The sequence below is a fragment of the Coleofasciculus sp. FACHB-1120 genome (assembly GCF_014698845.1).
Classification (GTDB): Bacteria; Cyanobacteriota; Cyanobacteriia; order Cyanobacteriales; family FACHB-T130; genus FACHB-T130.
In genome coordinates this window covers 21837-39341 of the sequence record NZ_JACJTV010000009.1, presented here as the reverse complement: position 1 = coordinate 39341, position 17505 = coordinate 21837, and the positions used below count along the sequence as shown (strand labels likewise).

Annotated in this window: 18 protein-coding genes; 7 read left to right on the top strand and 11 right to left on the bottom strand. The window is 47.3% G+C overall.

The features are described from left to right. Window positions 1-171 precede the first annotated feature (171 nt). The 6 genes from hpsE to H6H02_RS10910 all read left to right on the top strand — a co-directional run bounded on the left by hpsE (window position 172) and on the right by H6H02_RS10910 (window position 8263). A complete protein-coding gene (gene hpsE, locus H6H02_RS10935; protein ID WP_190817472.1) occupies window positions 172-1140 on the top strand; it encodes a hormogonium polysaccharide biosynthesis glycosyltransferase HpsE in 969 nt (322 codons plus the stop codon). Window positions 1141-1397: 257 nt separating this feature from the next. Continuing rightward, complete coding sequence (locus H6H02_RS10930; protein ID WP_190817470.1) at window positions 1398-2543, top strand: DegT/DnrJ/EryC1/StrS family aminotransferase; 1146 nt, start codon at window positions 1398-1400, stop codon at window positions 2541-2543. Window positions 2544-2641: 98 nt separating this feature from the next. Beyond that, window positions 2642-3526 carry a cyanoexosortase B gene (crtB, locus tag H6H02_RS10925; protein ID WP_190817468.1) on the top strand — a complete coding sequence of 295 codons (885 nt, stop codon included), beginning with the start codon at window positions 2642-2644 and terminating at the stop codon, window positions 3524-3526. Next, a complete protein-coding gene (locus H6H02_RS10920) occupies window positions 3523-4257 on the top strand; it encodes a cyanoexosortase B system-associated protein (RefSeq protein WP_190817466.1) in 735 nt (244 codons plus the stop codon). Before crtB ends, H6H02_RS10920 begins: the two co-directional genes overlap by 4 nt. A 368-nt stretch (window positions 4258-4625) precedes the next feature. Then, complete coding sequence (locus H6H02_RS10915) at window positions 4626-5924, top strand: polysaccharide biosynthesis/export family protein (protein WP_242040665.1); 1299 nt, start codon at window positions 4626-4628, stop codon at window positions 5922-5924. A gap of 167 nt (window positions 5925-6091) precedes the next feature. After that, window positions 6092-8263, top strand: coding sequence for a tyrosine-protein kinase domain-containing protein (locus tag H6H02_RS10910; RefSeq protein WP_190817464.1), 2172 nt, complete (start codon window positions 6092-6094; stop codon window positions 8261-8263). Between the two features lie 231 nt (window positions 8264-8494). Here H6H02_RS10910 and H6H02_RS10905 read toward each other — a convergent pair whose 3' ends face one another. From H6H02_RS10905 to leuB, 11 genes are all read right to left on the bottom strand, one after another. Next, entirely contained in the window at window positions 8495-9220 is a 726-nt protein-coding gene (locus tag H6H02_RS10905; protein WP_190817462.1) for a rhomboid family intramembrane serine protease, read from the bottom strand. A 202-nt stretch (window positions 9221-9422) separates the two neighbouring features. Next, the gene (petJ, locus tag H6H02_RS10900; RefSeq protein WP_190817673.1) at window positions 9423-9755 is read right to left on the bottom strand and encodes a cytochrome c6 PetJ; all 333 of its coding nucleotides are present in this window, start codon (window positions 9753-9755) and stop codon (window positions 9423-9425) included. Between the two features lie 157 nt (window positions 9756-9912). After that, complete coding sequence (petE, locus tag H6H02_RS10895; RefSeq protein ID WP_190817460.1) at window positions 9913-10332, bottom strand: plastocyanin; 420 nt, start codon at window positions 10330-10332, stop codon at window positions 9913-9915. A 138-nt stretch (window positions 10333-10470) separates the two neighbouring features. After that, window positions 10471-10962, bottom strand: coding sequence for a photosystem II cytochrome PsbV2 (gene psbV2 / locus H6H02_RS10890; protein WP_190817458.1), 492 nt, complete (start codon window positions 10960-10962; stop codon window positions 10471-10473). Between the two features lie 76 nt (window positions 10963-11038). Further along, window positions 11039-11530: a photosystem II cytochrome c-550 gene (gene psbV / locus H6H02_RS10885; RefSeq protein ID WP_190817457.1), complete on the bottom strand. Its 492-nt coding sequence runs from the start codon at window positions 11528-11530 to the stop codon at window positions 11039-11041. A gap of 179 nt (window positions 11531-11709) precedes the next feature. Next, a complete protein-coding gene (locus H6H02_RS10880) occupies window positions 11710-11904 on the bottom strand; it encodes a translation initiation factor IF-2 N-terminal domain-containing protein (protein ID WP_190414291.1) in 195 nt (64 codons plus the stop codon). A gap of 72 nt (window positions 11905-11976) precedes the next feature. Next, window positions 11977-12915, bottom strand: coding sequence for an acetyl-CoA carboxylase, carboxyltransferase subunit beta (gene accD, locus H6H02_RS10875; RefSeq protein ID WP_190817455.1), 939 nt, complete (start codon window positions 12913-12915; stop codon window positions 11977-11979). Window positions 12916-12957: 42 nt separating this feature from the next. Further along, on the bottom strand, window positions 12958-13170 hold the full coding sequence (locus H6H02_RS10870; RefSeq protein ID WP_190414294.1) for a hypothetical protein: 213 nt from the start codon (window positions 13168-13170) through the stop codon (window positions 12958-12960). A gap of 54 nt (window positions 13171-13224) precedes the next feature. After that, window positions 13225-14046: an A24 family peptidase gene (locus H6H02_RS10865; RefSeq protein ID WP_190817454.1), complete on the bottom strand. Its 822-nt coding sequence runs from the start codon at window positions 14044-14046 to the stop codon at window positions 13225-13227. 91 nt (window positions 14047-14137) lie between these two features. Continuing rightward, on the bottom strand, window positions 14138-14401 hold the full coding sequence (locus tag H6H02_RS10860) for a hypothetical protein (RefSeq protein WP_190817452.1): 264 nt from the start codon (window positions 14399-14401) through the stop codon (window positions 14138-14140). Window positions 14402-14504: 103 nt separating this feature from the next. Next, a complete protein-coding gene (gene leuB, locus H6H02_RS10855) occupies window positions 14505-15596 on the bottom strand; it encodes a 3-isopropylmalate dehydrogenase (RefSeq protein ID WP_190817450.1) in 1092 nt (363 codons plus the stop codon). Window positions 15597-16490: 894 nt separating this feature from the next. On the opposite strand from leuB, the gene H6H02_RS10850 reads away from it, so the two are divergent. Next, window positions 16491-17441 carry an ABC transporter ATP-binding protein gene (locus H6H02_RS10850; protein ID WP_190817447.1) on the top strand — a complete coding sequence of 317 codons (951 nt, stop codon included), beginning with the start codon at window positions 16491-16493 and terminating at the stop codon, window positions 17439-17441. The last annotated feature ends 64 nt before the right edge of the window (window positions 17442-17505 follow it).

The following is a 17505-nucleotide window of genomic DNA, read 5'->3' as shown; positions in this document are numbered from 1 at the left end:
TTCTCGATCCGATTAGCAATTCGCGCAGTCCTTATTATGCTCGTGGGGTTGCGATTTCAACCAGTCATTCTGGGCATACTAAGAGCGTACATAGAAGAGCATCATTAAGCCTAGGAATGTAACATAATGCTTAGTTACGAGCCCGTCTCTAAAAAAACTGCTCTAACACCCATGTCTGTTGATTTTACTGTAGTCATTCCGACTTATAACGGTGAAGACCGCTTACCTGAGGTACTAGAGCGACTGCGATCGCAAACTCATACCGAGCAAATTGTCTGGGAAGTTCTCGTTATTGATAATAACAGCTCAGACAACACCGCTAAAATTGTTCGAGAATACAAAGCAAACTGGCCTTTAGCCTATCCTTTAAGATATTGTCTTGAACCCCATCAAGGACTTGCCTTTGCCCGTCAACGTGGAGTCCAAGAAGCCAGAGGGAAATTGATTGGATTTCTGGATGACGACAATTTACCAACATCTAACTGGGTTTGGGCAGCATACACCTTTGGGCAAAAGCATCCCAAAGTTGGCGGTTATGGTAGCCGCATTTATGGCGACTTGCAAGGGACTCCTCCCAAAAATTTTGAGAAAATTGCCTGTCTGCTAGCGATCTCTGACAGAGGAGGAAATGCTCTACACTACGAACCCCACAAAAAGCTTTTACCACCTGGAGCTGGATTAGTGGTACGTCGCCAAGTCTGGTTGGAAAATGTACCAAAAAATCTTATTCTTCACGGGCGAGTTGGCGACAATATGCTTGCAGGAGAAGATTTGGAAGCGCTATTACATATTCAACAAGCTGGTTGGGAAATTTGGTACAACCCTGAAATGTGTATTTACCATCGAATTCCCCACTGGCGCTTAGAGAAAGACTATTTAATCAAATTATGTCGCGGCATTGGTTTGAGCCGCCACCGGACTCGGATGCTCAGTATCAAACCTTGGCAGCGACCCGGCGCTTTTTTTATGTATATGGTTAACGATTTACGTAAAATATTAATTCATCTAATCAAGTACAAATTTTCGTTAAAAGATGATATTGTAGCTGCTTGTCAAATGGAGCTTTTTATTAATAGCCTCCTTAGCCCTTTTTATCTTTGGAAAACCAGGCTACAAACTTATGGCATAAAAAAGGATTAATTTCTGCATAGAGAATTTAATCCTTTTTTCCTTGTAACTATTCTCAATATAAAAGTTTTACTTCCTCTTCACATTGGGAGGATTCGTCTGGCTTAGACTGGTCTTTAGCTGGATCAATCGTGAAAACTCTATGGAAGGAATCAGCCTAAAAGCGTAGGCTTTTCGTCCAATCAGTGCTGCTGGTACATCCAAAGGCATTCTTGTTGGCGATTCAAAAAAACTCTAGGAACTTTCCCTAACTTTAATCCCCACACCGTATGAACAATATCAAGACAGCAATTCCCTTTGTGGATCTTCAACTCCAACACCAGCCTCTTCAAACACAGATAGAAGAGGCTGTGCGGGGTACGATTCAACGGGGAGATTTTATATTAGGTCAGGCTGTGGCTGACTTTGAGGCGGCATTTGCCAGTGCCTGTGGTGTGGGTTATGCCGTTGGAGTCGCTTCGGGAACAGATGCGCTAGCGCTCGGATTAGAAGCCTGTGGCATTGGTGCCGGGGATGAAGTCATTTTACCCACCAATACCTTCATCGCCACTCTGATCGGCGTTATCCACGCTGGTGCCACACCGATTTTAGTTGATTGCGACCCTCAAACTGCGCTAATTGACTTTAAAGCCGCCGAAAAGGCAATCACACCTAAAACCAAAGCGATTGTTCCGGTGCATTTGTATGGGCAAATGGTTTCGCCCCGCCAACTTTTGGACTTTGCCAGCGCCCACAACCTGATTGTATTTGAAGACGCCGCTCAGGCTCACCTGGCAGAGCGAGAAGGTTATCGTGCCGGTTCTATTGGCAAAGCAGCAGCTTTTAGCTTCTATCCCAGTAAAAATTTAGGGGCATTAGGGGATGGAGGCATGGTCATCACCAATGATGAAGCAGTAGCGCAGAAAATGCGATCGCTCCGCAATTACGGATGTTCGCGCAAATATTATCACACCGAACCAGGCACCAATAGCCGACTCGATACCCTGCAAGCGGCTGTCCTCAATATCAAACTCCCGCATCTGACCAACTGGAATCAGGCACGTAACCAAGCAGCCCAGCAGTATGATGCCTTACTCAAGCCACTGGCAAACGCCGGAATTTTCCCCATCCAAAACCAGACCGGGGACGGTCATATTTATCACCTTTATGTTGTCCGCGTCACCGAATCTTGTCCTCTCGACCGGCAGACGATTCAAGACAAACTAGCGGCTGTTGGCATTCAAACCGGCATCCACTACCCCATTCCCTGTCATCTTCAACCCGCTTTCGCGAACCTCGGCTATCAAGCTGGAGACTTCCCCCAAGCCGAAGGCCTAGCAATGGAAATTTTATCCTTACCGATGTATCCAGGCTTAAGCGATACGCAAGTCCATCAGGTCATTGATACCTTGCAAACCTTGTGTGGTAGAGCCTGATAAATTTTCAACGCAAAGAAGACTAAGAATAATAATTCTAACTTTGCGTACCTTTGCACCATTAGCATTAAGAAAGTTTAGAAAATTAAGGTCAAACTATGCAATTTGAGCGAAAGATTCCGATTGCCATTGAGCGCTACTTGCTAGAAGGAACCATCGTTGCTCTACTGATGATTCTGTACGCTCCACTTTTATGGCACTGGTACGATGGCTGGCTGAACAAAAATATTAGTATTGAGCATGAATACTACAGTCACGGTTTAATTGGGTTGCCTTTTGCCGCCTATATCAGCTGGTCAAATCGACAGCACTGGCGTGAGTTACCAGATAAAAGTCATCCAGTAGGCGCAGCCTTGCTAGGGTTGGGCGGAGTATTTTATCTCAGCGGCATTACTGACCTGATAAATTTATCCTTTCCCGCTGTATTAGCTGGACTTTGTCTGTGGCTGAAAGGAGTTCCTGGCTTCAAACTTCAAGGCTTCCCCTTGTTGCTCATATTTTTGGCAACGCCGACCCAAATCCCTTACTTACTGGCTCCTTATACATTGCCCCTTCAGCGATTCATTGCTGGAACAGCGGGTTTCATCCTGACTCAGTTCGGAATGAATGTCACTGTCAACCAGATTTACTTGTTTGTGGGTGGACGAATTGTAGAAGTTGCGCCTTTCTGCGCTGGGCTGAAGATGTTATTCACCAGTCTCTATGTAACTTTGATGTTGCTTTACTGGACGGGTGCTTGGGCATCTCGCACGAAGACGATTTTGTTAGTCGTCGGTGCAGTAGCCATCAGCGTCAGTGGTAATATCGTCCGCAATACCCTACTGACTTTCTTTCATGGCACTGGTCAAGAAAAAGCTTTTGATTGGCTGCACGAAGGCTGGGGCGGCGATGTTTATTCTGCCTGTATGTTGGGGCTAATTGTGCTTCTACTCAATGTAATTGATAAATATATTTCAGATGAGCCTCAGAAGGATGAAGCATGAAACTGCCCAAGATATTGCAGCGCTTTCAATTCTCTAAAGTCGTCCTACTCGGTTTTCTCGTCGTGCTGATGGCAATTGGCGCAGTTCCTAGTTACTTGACAGGACGCTGGTCTTGGGCAAATCCGCCACGAGTGACCAACCTCAAACAGCTCAAAAATATACGGCAGGCTGGTCTAGCGCTTCCTGGCTGGCAAACTCAACAACAGCAGACCGTAATGATTGGTGGTCATAAATGGTCGATTCAGGAACTCCAGCAGGATGAAAAAACCCAGATAACTCTACTGCTTTTGCCTCAGGAAGATCGTAAGGCTCAACCAGAGGTTGAGTGGATGGATATTAATGGATTTAAAGAGTGGAAGACAGATCAAGAGCGGCGGTTGCAGTTTAAGGTGGAAACTCCTTTGCAAACGGGAACCCAACAAACCTCAGAAACTGGAACTTCTGCTATACGTCCGACATCTTCCGATGTTGAAGCTCGTTTATTTCGCGGTTGGACTCGGCAGCAGACCTTCGCCGTGCTTCAGTGGTACGCTTGGCCTGGAGGAGGAAATCCGGCTCCCAGTGGCTGGTTCTGGGCGGATCAAATGGCTCAATTTCACCGTCGCCGCTTGCCTTGGGTTGCTGTTAGCATCTTGATACCGATGGAGCCTTTGGCTGAGGTTGACACAGCTGTGCCGCTGGCTAAATCTCTTGGTCAAACGGTTCAAGCTGCTTTGATGAAAGAGTTATGAGCTAGGAGTGGGAGGAGAAATTTGCTTGACTGGCTTGGACTTGAATAGTGACTTTGCTGATAACTACACCCTGTGCAACTTTTCGAGAACTGTCACCCTGGATGCAACCCGGTAGAGTGTAAAAGCTAAACGGCTTTTCAACAGGTAGAAGTTTATCGCATTTTGATACAAGACTGTTAGAGGGAAACCTAAAGCCCCAAAAGGGTTTCAGGATTTACAATCGTGCCAGTCTAAAATATCACGGGATGAATTTATAGGAAGGAACTTCAAGATGCGATCGCTTCGTTGAGAAGGCAAAGAAAGCTGCACAGTGAGTTATAACTGATAAATTTGATGATCGGTTCCCTAGGGTCTTAGTGAATATACTTATGTCTCGCACTTCTGAAGGTCGGTTGCACCGCTTCACCGCCTTCTTTCTCTTCACTCTCCACACGACTATCTACACGCTGCCGAGTACCGTCCTACTCTGGATGCTACACTCAGGGACTTTTGCGGGTAGAGGGATGAGCCAAACTTTACCCACATTACCCGACTCGGTAGTGCCTCCCCTCCCGCCTCCACCTCCTCCGCCTAACACCAACGAAAGCATACAATCGCCGGTGGTGGTTCCACCCGCTCCTATCGATCCCACCAGCCCGCCGCCACCACTGGGTTATCCGCCCCTTCAGCCGTTTGAGGGAAATCAGCAGACTCAGTTTAATAATCGCTACCTGTTAGGCACGGGAGATACGATTTCGGCACTGGTTGAGCGTTTTCCAGACTTGAGTTTTCAAAGCATCATTGACGCGGAAGGAAACATTGTGGCACCCCTGTTAGGAAAAATTCCTGTAGTGGGTCTGACTCTGGAAGAAGCTCAGGAAAAAATTCGCTTGGGACTAAATCGCTTTGTCATCGATCCCCGTGTCACCGTAAGTCTGGCAGGTCAGCGTCCAGCCCAAGTTACTATCAGCGGCGAAGTCGTAAGACCTGGTTTTTACACCCTGGCTCCTGGCGCTCAACTTTCTGCGGCACTGCTGGTCGCTGGCGGAAGTACCAATCTTGGAGATCTGCGATCGGTTTTGGTGCGTCGCGCCCGGATTGATGGTTCGACCATTGAGCAAAGGGTTGATTTGTTTACACCCCTGCTCAATGGACAGTCACTTCCCAATTTACGCTTACAAGATGGCGATGCAGTGGTCATCCCGAAGCTAGAAGTTGCCACAGATCAAACCTACGATCGATTGCTAGTTTCTCGCTCTACTGTGTCTCAGCCGCAGATCAATATCCGAGTTTTGAGCTACGCTGGTGGGGGAATTGGTAGTATTAACTTGCCCAACGGTAGTACATTTGTTGATGCTTTAAGCGCTATCGGTGCCAGTCCAGATAATTCTAATCTGCGGAATATTGCCCTGATTCGATTCGATCCCGAACGCGGCAAAGCGGTTACTCAGAAAATAGACGGGAAAGCAGCGCTACTCGGAAATATTGCTCAAAATGTCCCCCTGATGAATAACGATGTCATCGTGGTAGGTCGTAACTTGGTTGGCAAAATCACTTATGCGCTGAGTACTTTTACTCAACCTTTCCGGGATATTTTGGGATTTTTACTATTTTTTGACCAGCTAAGAGAAAGTGCTACCGACCTGTTTTCTCCAACTAACGATAGTGACAATAGGGACAATAACTAACACTAAAGAAGCCGGTAATAAATTCCAGCCCACGACAAAAATATGTGAGAAAGGGATGTTAGAAAATTCCAAAACAAAGCAACAAAATCAGAAAAATATTTAGTGTGAAATTTTAATTTTTACTCTTTATTTCCTCTCTAGACCCTACCCTAGTCCCGAAAACGACCATGACCCCTCCCATTGTTAAGCGTTATCTGATCGCCCTCGATCAACATAAATGGATTGGATTAGCTGGTTTTACTATCATTGTTGGTGCGTCAGCTGTTGTAGGTATACAACCAGCACCAGCTCCCGTTTTCAAAGCCACAGGCGTGCTGGCTTATAACGGACCGATTGCACCATTTTCGACAACGACGCAAGCAATTCAAAAGCAGGGTCAAGAACTGAATGAGGGTACGCTACTAGCAGAGAATGTGATCGAAGCAGCTGCAACGCGGGTGAAAGCAGACAAGGAAAAAATTGCCAAAAATGCGAAAGTAAGGTTGCCGGAGGAAGACGGGCCGAAGGTTATTCAAGTTTCTTACACCGATAGCGATCCAAAGCGAACGGGTGCCACCTTGGAAGCGCTGATGCAGGCAATGGTAGAACAAAGTCGTTTGATTAACAGCTCCCGGCTCCGAGCGATTATTGACTCCATCAGTGCCCGGTTATCTCCTGCTGAGACGCAGCTTCAAGAAGCTCAACAGAAACTGGAGCAGTATATCCGCATGGAGGGACCCGCACTGGTTGCCGCTCAGGATGGGAGGACACTGGGTGCAATTTCTGGCAGCCAAGAGCAGCAACGTCAGATTCAGATGACTTTGGGGGGAATTGACACCCAAATTCGCAGTTTACAAAACAAGTTGGGTTTGACGGCGGCTGAAGCTTACACATCTTCTGCCTTGAGTGCCGACCCGATTATTAACAACTTGCGATCGCAAATTCATCAAACTGAAACCCAGCTGGAAATTCTCCGGCGGGATTTGCGGGCGGAGCATCCTCAAATCATTCAGCTGAACAAACAGCTAACAGCTTACAACGCACTGCTATCGTCACGAGCATCGGAGGTGATGGGTGGAGGCGGTTTTGCAGCGCCCTTGCCCCCCAGCCAAATTCGCAGAGACAGCAGCCTCGACCCCACGCGGCAAGGCATGGCAAACACGCTGGTAGCTTTACAAACCCAGCGCGAAACCCTGCAACAGCAACTACAGGCTAGTCGCAGCGCCGAGCAGCAACTCCGTGCTGAATATGTAAAAATCCCCAATAAACAGCTGGATCAAGCACGACTACAACAGCAAGTTCAGCTCAAACAAGGTCTATACGATAAGATGCAGGCGGCATTAGTAGATGCCAAGGCAGCAGAAGCCGAGACGGTTAGCAGTCTTACCATTGCCCAACCACCACAAGTTGCCGCTAGCGAACAGAAGAGTCAAAGCTTACCGATAACGGTAGCAGTAGGAGCTTTGGTCGGAGTATTAGTTGGCGGCGGATTGATTTTCCTGTTAGCGATGCTGGATGGCACGTTCTATACGGTCGAGGAAGTGCGGGCGGCACTCCGACAACGGGATGTGCTGGTGCTGGGTGAAGTGCCTTTCGTGGTCCTCCGAGATCCGCAACTGGGCGAGACGCCGATTTTGCTCCAGCACGATTCTGTTTATCACGACTATTACGAGCGCTTCCGTAGCAATCTCCGCCGAGCCAGCGATCAACCCTTGAAAGTGGTGTTATTGACCAGCACGATTAGCCAGGAGGGTAAAACAGTCAATGCTTATAACCTCGGAATCGCATCGGCTTTTGCTGGCAAGCGCACTCTGGTGATAGAAACCGATTTGCGATCGCCTTCTGAGTCTAAGTTCCTGAGAGTCTCTCCCGATCCGGGTACTAGCCTTGAACCCCTACGGTACTACACTCAGTTAAGTGAGTGTATCCGTTTAGTCCCAGACATTGAGAACCTATATGTGGTGCCTAGCCCCGGCCCTGTGCGGAATGCTGCTGCTATTCTAGAATCCAGCGAACTCAGGCGGCTAATCGAAGACGCGCGAGGTCGTTTTGACTTAGTAATTCTCGATACCCCTGCTTTAAGCCGATGCAACGATGCCCTCCTATTGGAACCCTACGCCGATGGTATTGTTCTGGTAGCTCGACCGGGTTTCACCCAGGAGAGTATTTTGGTAGAGGCAATCGATCAATTGACCGAAGCCGAACTACCACTCGTGGGAGCGCTCATCAATGCGGTAGACACACCTGTTTACACTCCTAGCGTTAACAATGAAGACATCGAAGCTGAGATAGAAGAAGAAGAATTAGAACCTTCTCATTCTCGGTCAGAACAAGTGCCAAATGAGTACATTAAGCGCTAGTTCCCTTAAATCCGGTTCCGATATCCATCCCAAATGGAAACCACTAATGACGAATGGCTAACCGCTCGTTGTAGAAAGGTAATGAGCAGTTAGCCATTTGTAAAAAAACCAAGCTGTAAAGCGTCTAAAAAAACCAGTTTAGATTCTTGGTTGGCTCAGAGGAGAAGTGACGACTTTTCCTAATTTTCATCCTAATTTTCAAAATCTGTCAGTTCTGCCAGCAACCGCTTGCTAAAAAGTTTGTTGTTCTGGATTGTTGTCCGGATCGGAAGAAAACAAGCCCAACAGCGGTGCTAAGATTGCTCCGAAAACAAAGCCCCCAGCGTGTGCCCAATAGGCAACTCCACCTTGCTCCATACCAATATTCGCAGGCGCATTCAGACTGGCAACGCCATAAAAAGCTTGCTGAACAAACCAAAAACCCAGGAAGAAAAGAGCGGGAACGCGAATCGTGGTAAAGAAGATACCCAGAGGAATTAATGTTAGCACTTGTGTTTTAGGGAATCTGAGAATGTAGGCTCCTAAGACCCCCGCGATCGCGCCACTTGCCCCCAAGGAAGGAATGCCAGAGTTCATTGAAAAATACCACTGAGTTAAAGCCGCTAGAATCCCACAAGTCAGGTAAAAAATTAAGTACTTGACGTGACCCAGCTTGTCTTCAACGTTGTTGCCAAAAATCCAGAGGAACAGCATATTACCGGCAAGGTGTAAAAACCCACCGTGTAAAAATTGTGATGTCACCAGTGTCAGCCACTCCGGTACCGGCTGATTCACGGGGATGCCACTAAAGCTAGCCGATAACTCTCTAGGAACCACAGCCGCAAGCTGAAAAAAACCTTCCAGCTGTTGTGGAGCCAAAGTCAACTCATATATAAAAGCCAGAATATTTGCCGCAATCAGTCCATAAGTAACATACGGAGTGATGCGTGTAGGGTTGTCATCACGTAAAGGAACCACAGGCGTCTTTCCTAACTATCCAAGCAAAAGCTGGAAACAACATAACTTAATTTCTTCCTAGCTGTCTTTTCACCTCAGGACAGAGATCCAGTCTGAGACGCTCTCCGCGAGAAGGTAGAGGAATGAATAATCCCTAAAACATTAAACCCCTCTACTACATTAGAGGGGTTTAATCAGGGTGCCTGCGAGAATTATTGCCAGATTACCAGCCCTGTACAGCCTTTTCCATAACATAGGAAGCAACGTCCTCAATTTGCTTTTTATTCAGACGTCCTTTGAACGCTGGCATGGCATTTTTACCATTCGTTACCTGGTTTACAATGGCATCCATCGAGTACATCCCATACTTATCGAGGGCATCCTTCTTCAATGTTTTGTTAGCCATAATCACGTTACCGCCGCCCACGTGGCAAGCAGCGCAGTTAGCACTGAAAATTTTAGCACCACTGACTGTATCAGCTGCATTAGCTGGGCGAGTCAAGGCAACTGTCAACACCGCAATCGTCAACAGTAAAACCGATAACAGTTTCCTCAACTTCATTCTCCTCTTCTTAACAGGTACAGCCATAAAAAAAAGCCTTGCAGAACTATTCTAAGCTTCTTCAAGGCTTTTTCTATCACCACAGAGGAGAAGAAATCTTAAACCTCAAGGGTGATTATGATTGAATCGCCACTATCCAGGAACGGTTCTATTAACCCTCGACGGTAATTTTACCAACCATGCCAGCGCCTCTGTGAGGTTGACAATAGTACGTATAGGTGCCTGGTGGTGTGTCAGAGGGGAAAGTCGTCTCGTAAGATTCTCCTGGAGAGTTTAGCAACTTGGTGTGAGACAGTTCTTTAGCTAGCGCTTTATCTCCGCTTGGCACTCCCTTATCATCAAAAACAGCATTATGAGGCGCTAGTTTATTGTTGACAAATTTTACTGTGTCACCCGGCTTGATTGTGAGTTTAGCCGGTTCAAACTTCAACATCCCGGCATCTGTGCCCATTTTAATCGTGTAGGTTTCTGCTGATGCAGGAGAAGCTGACAACACAAAGCTAGAGACTACTAGCAGAATTGTGCAAATTAGTAAACCTAAGCTTCGTGGAATTGCCATTCTCAATCTCATCGTTTCCTCCCAAAATTGTCAATTAATTTTGTTTAGTAATATTTTAGCTTTAACGCTTACATTCTGTAGAAGATTAAAACATTTTTGCTGTCTATCAATCGGAGGCATTGGCAGATGCATCCTGAATCGGCACGAGGTTCAAAAATCATTTGTACCCCATCCCGGTGCTACCTGTGCAGCTCTGAGAACAAAGGCTGCTATCGTTTCCACCTCCTGTTGCGGCATCCAACTTTCCGGTACTTGACGACACCAAAAGCTTTCTTCGCTCCCGTCGTAGGTCATTGGTTGCCGAAGGAAAGCCACGATGCTGTTGATGGTATTGCGGGGTGGAGTGGCACCAGTCAAGTCCTTCAGAGACAAGGATACGGCTGGGTTCGGCAGGGTCGCACCGCCGACATGACAATTTAAACAGTGTTGTTCAAATAACTGCTTGCCTGCCGAGAAATCTTCCACAGAGAACTGGCGAGTCTGACCTTGTTCATCTAAGTCTAGAGAAATGGGTTCGGTAACTCGCAGGTACTGCCGAACGTATGAGGTTGCGGCTTGAGCCGGTAAACTGACCATCCAGACGCCCAAGCAGATACCAAAAATCAAAAATAAACGGCGAAGTGAGAAGAATTGACGCAGCATAACCGTATTACAGATTGACAAAATGCCAAAATTATGAGTTATGAATTCGTTCAAAATTCATAACTCATAATTTTACTTAACGCACGGCTTTACCGCCTCCCCACTGGTCACCGAGGATTTTCGGCTGTAGGAGGATATGACCGCCGATCTCAAACATGTCATCATCTGTGAGATTTCTCATCACCGTATAAATATCGGAACTCTCTTTGCTGGGGTGGACTTCAGAGATTGCAGTTTCCCCATCGTAGGTCGTGGGATGACGCATATAATCCACCAGAGCGGCAATGTTGTCGCGCGGCGGGTTAGCCCCAGCCAAATCGTCCGGGCCTAGACCGACGTTGAAATCTGTCTTGGTGACGCCCCCAGCATGGCACGAAGCACAGGCATAGTTAAATAGGCGTTTGCCTTCGGCGACTTGTTTTAGGCTTAATGTCACCTGCTGCCCTTGATCGTTTAATTTTACGGTGCGAAGTTCGTCAGTCAGTTCAAATGCCATTACCTGACTGACAAGCAATCCGAAGGTGAAAATTACAGTGGCTAAAGCCAGACTTATGTATCGCTTAAGCATGGTTCTCCTTAAGAAATTTGGTGCGAGTTTCTAATCCACAACACAGCTGGACTCAATCTTAATCAGCCGACTCCTAAGTTGCAGGCTTTTCAACCAATCATCTGGACAAAAAGAAGCAAGCCGATTGCCAGAAAGGAAAATCGACTGTTGGGACTCAGGATAGTTGGTCGGGATTAATTTTACCCTCCGTCCGTGCCCGATCCCTGCTTTTGAGACAGAATCTTAGAAATGATGGCCTTGGCATCCTCCAGAGCCAGACGGCTCTGTTGGGTTTTATAGGCGATTCCCAATTGTTCGCACAGCTTGAAAACCTCCTCTACTGGGAGGTTATAGTCTGCTGCGATTTCGGCAATGGACAGGTCTGCAAAACCCATGATGATTGAGAGAGATTGAACCGCTCTAATATCAATATCATCCCACTCTTGCGGTCGCTTTCCCTTCCCTGTCTAGTTGCTTGGGATCAATCTGGAAACTGGGCGCTCGGAGTCGAGCGTTTCCGATAGGGGAACGGGGGGCGGTGCCGGGGGGAGAAATTGGTGTAGGCGAATAAGCTGGGCTAGGGTTTTCTTTAACTGAGTGCGAGGCACGATGGCATCTACAAAACCGTGCTGGAGCAAATACTCAGAAGTTTGAAAATCATCGGGGAGTTTTTCTCGCAAGGTTTGTTCGATCACGCGACGCCCTGCAAAGCCAATTGTGGCTTTTGGCTCTGCGAGAATGATGTCTCCCAACATGGCAAAAGAAGCTGTGACGCCGCCCGTTGTGGGGTGAGTGAGAACGGGGATGTACAGGAGTCTGGCATCTTGATGACGCTCCAATGCCCCGGAGATTTTTGCCATTTGCATCAGACTTAACATTCCCTCCTGCATCCTGGCACCGCCGGAGGCACAGACAACCACGACTGGCTTTCTTTCCCAGGTAGCTCGTTCAATCAGGCGGGTAATTTTTTCTCCGACGACAGAACCCATGCTACCGCCCATGAAGCGGAAGTCCATGACACCGAGGGCGACAGGCAAGCTTTCCAATTGCCCCATTCCTGTCTGTACGGCGTCCACCAAGCCAGTTTTGTCTTGAGTTTCTCGCAAGCGATCGCAATATTGTTTGCGATCGCGGAACTTCAGCGGATCGGTGGGAAACACCTGCTCATCTAACGGCATCCAGGTATTGGCATCGATCATCTGACGGATGCGTTCATCGCTGAACACCCGGTTGTGATGGTTGCACTCTAGGCAAACCATATCGTTTGAGCGGAGGTCTTTGGTATAGGCAAGGACACTACACGCCTCGCACTTTGTCCACAGCCCATCCGCAATCTCACGCTCTTGCCGCTGTTGACTAATTGGCTCTGATTTTCGTCGATTTGCAAACCAATCAAATAGAGACATGAAAACGGTTAATTCCTCTTATTAAAATGATTTTCCGGCGCTTTAAGCTTGCTCTTCCTGAATCGGACTCAATAATAGCAGAGCGGCCCACCGATCCTGCGATCGCACCTGTAAGGCAGTAGGACTCCCCGCACCGAAATAAGGTGCCACACCGAGGTCAAGAATCCGACTAGGAATTTGATGAGCCGCTAGCATCTGCTGCATTAATTCAGCTTCCCAGCGAGCGCAATTTGTTTTTAGAGTAATCCAAGACACTGGAATATCTTACAATACGGCAGTATTGCGGTAAATCAGGCAGTGGGGAATGGGTTAACTGAGGGGGAAAAAGAGTTGCAGGTAAGCAGACCAAATCGCATCTCCCCAAAAAGTGGCTAAGAGCGCTCCCAGTGCCAGAAAGGGACCAAAGGGCATGGGACGGTTCCGGTTAAGCAAAGCCAGCGCGATCGCTCCCCCACCGACAAAGGCTCCCAGGACACAAGCCAAAAACCCAGCCAGTAGCAAATTCTTCCAGCCCAACCAGGCTCCCATCATTGCCGCCAGTTTAGCATCTCCTCCACCCATTGCCGCTCGCCCAAAAGCGATCGCTCCCGCAAAGGCAATGATGTCAAATAACCAAATTCCGACTACACCACCCACAATGCCTGACATCAAATGATTTGCACTTTCCGCCCAACTTGCTGCTGGCAGAAAACCTGCGATCGCCTGAAACACTAAACCCAAAATTAATCCGGTTTGAGTGAGTGGATTCGGCAATGTCATTGTGTCTAAATCAATCAGCGATAGTGTTAACAGCCAGCTAAAAAAAGCCCAATATCCTAGGGTTTGCACTGAGACGCCAAACGTCAAGAAAACTAGCAAAAACAGCATTCCTGTTGTCGCTTCTACCAGTGGATAGCGTATGGAAATCTTGCTTCTACAGTGGCGACAGCGCCCCCGTAACCACAGCCAGCCGACTATTGGGACATTTTCACCTTTACCCAGTCGATGCAGGCATTGAGGGCAACGAGAAGCGGGCCAAAGAATCGATAACCCAGCTGGCAATCGATAAACAACCACATTGAGAAAGCTTCCAATCGAGGCACCCAAGGCGAAGACAATCGCAGCAGCAGGCAACGCCATCAAATCATCCATAGCAGTTAGTCATCAGTCATGGGTCATGAATCATCGGTCATTAGTAGTTGGTTGCTCATGACTAATGACTAAGGGCAATTTAGACTAATAACTAATATATTTCCGACTCAATTTGACTAAAAGGCACAAAACATTCTTGCGGCAACAGAATCGGTTTACCTGCAAAAATCAGCTTGCCCCGATAGGTATACCGATCGATTGCCACGCCTAGAGGGCGCTGTATGCGGTCTGGATGGACTTCCGAGTAAGTCCGATAGATTTGTCGAGCTGCTCTGACGATGCTGGGGTCTAGCAACACGGGGATATCTATCCTTTCCGTCCGATTTTCTAACCGTTGCTGTGAAGCGTAAACCACTCATCTACCCCTGTTATTTGAGCTAGTCTATAATCTACCCGTGCAATTCCTGCAAACTGCAATAGGTATACCAATTTTTGTTGCAGTTGAGGATGAAATTTTCTTAAGACTTTTCTAGTGCTTGGATTAATGCATTGCCCATTGCATTGCACCCTAAAAGATTCATCCCCTCAGACATGATGTCACCCGTGCGATCGCCCTGCTCTAGAACTTGCATCACCGCTTGCTCAATTCTGTCGGCAGCAGCAGGCTGGTCTAAGCCGTAGCGCAGCATCATCGCTGCACTCAGAACCTGCGCCAGCGGATTTGCTTTATCTTGCCCAGCGATATCGGGGGCAGAACCGTGGACGGGTTCAAAGACACCGGGGCCAGATGCACCTAAACTGGCAGAAGGTAACATTCCAATACTGCCGGTAAGCATAGCAGCAGCATCAGACAGGATATCACCAAATAGATTCCCCGTCACAATTGTGTCGAATTGTTTAGGCCAACGAAGAAGTTGCATGGCAGCGGCGTCTACATAGAGGTGAGACAATTCTACGTCTGGATATTCTTTAGAGAGAGCAGTGATGCGATCGCGCCAAAACTGCGATACTTCCAGCACATTGGACTTATCCACCGAACATAGCTTCCCACTGCGTTTTTGCGCTGTCTCAAAGGCTACTCGCCCAATTCGGTCAATTTCTGATTCCGTATAAGCCATTGTATTGACACCGCGCTTCTCGCCCGTTTCCGTAGCAAAAACTCCTCGCGGTTCCCCAAAGTAAATACCGCCAGTCAATTCGCGCACCACCATGATATCGACGCCCTCGACCACTTCCCGTTTTAAGGACGAGGCATCCACTAACTGGGGTAATATTCTTGCAGGACGCAAATTGGCAAATAAACCAAGACCAGCCCTGAGTCCTAGCAAACCCGTTTCCGGGCGTTGATGGCGAGGGAGGTTATCCCACTTATAACCGCCGATAGCGGCGAGTAAAACAGCATCACTATTGCGGCACTTTTCTAGCGTTTCGGCGGGTAGCGGTTCTCTCGTAGCGTCAATCGCCGCACCCCCCAGAAGGGCTTCTTGAAATTCAAACTGAATCTCGAATTGTTTCCCGACAAGTTTCAGCACGTCTACCGCCACTGCCATAATTTCAGGACCAATGCCATCGCCGGGAAGTAGGGTAATACGGTAGTTCTGCTGTGTCATAGGTTGTTCAAAACTCTTGCGAGTTATTAATCATACAGGGGAAATGTACCTGAAAAACATTCAGATTCAGATACAATCTGCCCAGCTAGATCTAAATAGGTAATAGGTGCAAATACAGCAGCAATTCCTCTGATAGCTAGTTTTCCGCCAAAAAAGAAGGCAGTGAGGGCAGCCTATCAGGATGTGTGAGAAGTCAGTTCTGACACCATTCATCTCTAAGGGCGAAGCATTCAGTCAATGCCGCTAACGATAAGAAATTGCCGCCCGAATTCTTCACCTCTCCAAGATGCCAATACTATTTTTTCAGCCTCTTATCAGGTCGATGTCAGATAATTTACGTGTCATTTTCGGAGTTAATGAATGACTCCTTTACTTTACAACTTTCTCCTTTGCAACCACTTTTTATTTTATCAAGTGTTCAAAAGATAAATTCAGAATTAAAGGATAAAATATTCAAGGCTTATTTGCAAGCATTTTTCAAATGATTAAAAAAATGATGTGTTGTTTCTTAATCCTGAATGGTTCAAAAAATATCAAGGAGGTTTAGGAAAAATAATAAATTAAATACCTTGCGGAGAATTATCAAAGATTGCAACTGTGCTATTTGAGGATTGGAAGAACACCGAATCGGAATTCTACTGAACGGCATTGACAGAAATCCAAAAGTGCGATCGCTCTTGTAAGAGCCTTCTATGCTTGAAGGTGCTAGCCGAACCAAATCGTAAAATGTTTTATTCGACTAAAAATTATCATAATTTGGACAAATTTAAGGGATTACGAGGCTAATCGGTTCTGAAATCTTGTTTAAATTTCAGAAACGCTCGTGGCAAATGCTGTAGGTAAAAGCTACGCTAGCACTCAAGCAAGCCATCTTACAGTCAACCCTCAGCAGCTATGGCAAAAGAACTGGCAATTCAAACTTGTGGACTCACCAAGCAATTCGATCGACATATTGCAGTTAATGATATTGATTTACAGGTAAAAGCTGGTGAAGTTTATGGACTAATAGGGCCGAATGGAGCCGGTAAAACAACGTTGCTGCGGATGTTGGCGGCGGCTGAAGAGCCAACGACAGGCGAAATTTATATTAATGGCGATCGCCTGCAACGCGATCACAGCAACCCTACACTGAAGCGGCGACTCGGCTATCTACCTGATGACTTCCCCCTGTATGACGATTTGACAGTCTGGGACTACCTAGACTATTTTGGGCGTCTCTACCGCTTGCGAGAACCACACCGCAGCCAGCGCTTGCGGGAAGTTTTAGAACTGGTGCAGCTAACGGGTAAGCGCAATAGCATGATTGCCACTCTGTCGCGGGGGATGAAACAGCGCCTGAGTCTGGCGCGGACAATTATTCACGAACCGATTTTGCTGCTGTTGGACGAACCCGTTTCCGGATTAGATCCCCTTGCCAGGATGCAGTTTCGGGAAATCATCAAAGTATTGCAGGAAGCCGGGATGACGATTGTCATTTCGTCACACGTCCTCAGCGACTTAGAGGAACTTTGCACCTCAGTCGGCATCATGGAACTCGGCTTTCTCGTAGAAAGTGCGTCACTCAAGGAACTTCGCCGCCGCCTCAGCCGCCAGCAAATTTTCTTGTCTACGTTGGGTAAGCTAGAGTCACTTGTATCAAAGCTGAAAAACCATCCTTTAGTCGAAGAATTGGAGGTGATGACGGGACAAGAGCGAGTGCGCCTTTACTTTGCTGGGGGTCAGGAAGATTGTGCTAAGTTGTTGCGATCGCTCGTTGAATCTGGCATACCTCTGACCGAATTTCATTGCACTCAGGAAGACCTGGAAACCATCTTCCTCAAACTGGGACACCAGCAAGCATCATAAGACAGCACTGAGGATTGAGGACTGAGGACTGAGTTATTAACAATTGCTCATTTTTAACTCAGCA

Coding starts and splice junctions, on each gene's coding strand:
- hpsE (WP_190817472.1), top strand. CDS start 172: ATGTCTGTTGATTTTACTGTAGTCATTCCGACTTATAACGGTGAAGAC.
- H6H02_RS10930 (WP_190817470.1), top strand. CDS start 1,398: ATGAACAATATCAAGACAGCAATTCCCTTTGTGGATCTTCAACTCCAA.
- crtB (WP_190817468.1), top strand. CDS start 2,642: ATGCAATTTGAGCGAAAGATTCCGATTGCCATTGAGCGCTACTTGCTA.
- H6H02_RS10920 (WP_190817466.1), top strand. CDS start 3,523: ATGAAACTGCCCAAGATATTGCAGCGCTTTCAATTCTCTAAAGTCGTC.
- H6H02_RS10915 (WP_242040665.1), top strand. CDS start 4,626: ATGTCTCGCACTTCTGAAGGTCGGTTGCACCGCTTCACCGCCTTCTTT.
- H6H02_RS10910 (WP_190817464.1), top strand. CDS start 6,092: ATGACCCCTCCCATTGTTAAGCGTTATCTGATCGCCCTCGATCAACAT.
- petE (WP_190817460.1), bottom strand. CDS start 10,332: ATGAGATTGAGAATGGCAATTCCACGAAGCTTAGGTTTACTAATTTGC.
- psbV2 (WP_190817458.1), bottom strand. CDS start 10,962: ATGCTGCGTCAATTCTTCTCACTTCGCCGTTTATTTTTGATTTTTGGT.
- psbV (WP_190817457.1), bottom strand. CDS start 11,530: ATGCTTAAGCGATACATAAGTCTGGCTTTAGCCACTGTAATTTTCACC.
- H6H02_RS10880 (WP_190414291.1), bottom strand. CDS start 11,904: ATGGGTTTTGCAGACCTGTCCATTGCCGAAATCGCAGCAGACTATAAC.
- accD (WP_190817455.1), bottom strand. CDS start 12,915: ATGTCTCTATTTGATTGGTTTGCAAATCGACGAAAATCAGAGCCAATT.
- H6H02_RS10865 (WP_190817454.1), bottom strand. CDS start 14,046: ATGGATGATTTGATGGCGTTGCCTGCTGCTGCGATTGTCTTCGCCTTG.
- leuB (WP_190817450.1), bottom strand. CDS start 15,596: ATGACACAGCAGAACTACCGTATTACCCTACTTCCCGGCGATGGCATT.
- H6H02_RS10850 (WP_190817447.1), top strand. CDS start 16,491: ATGGCAAAAGAACTGGCAATTCAAACTTGTGGACTCACCAAGCAATTC.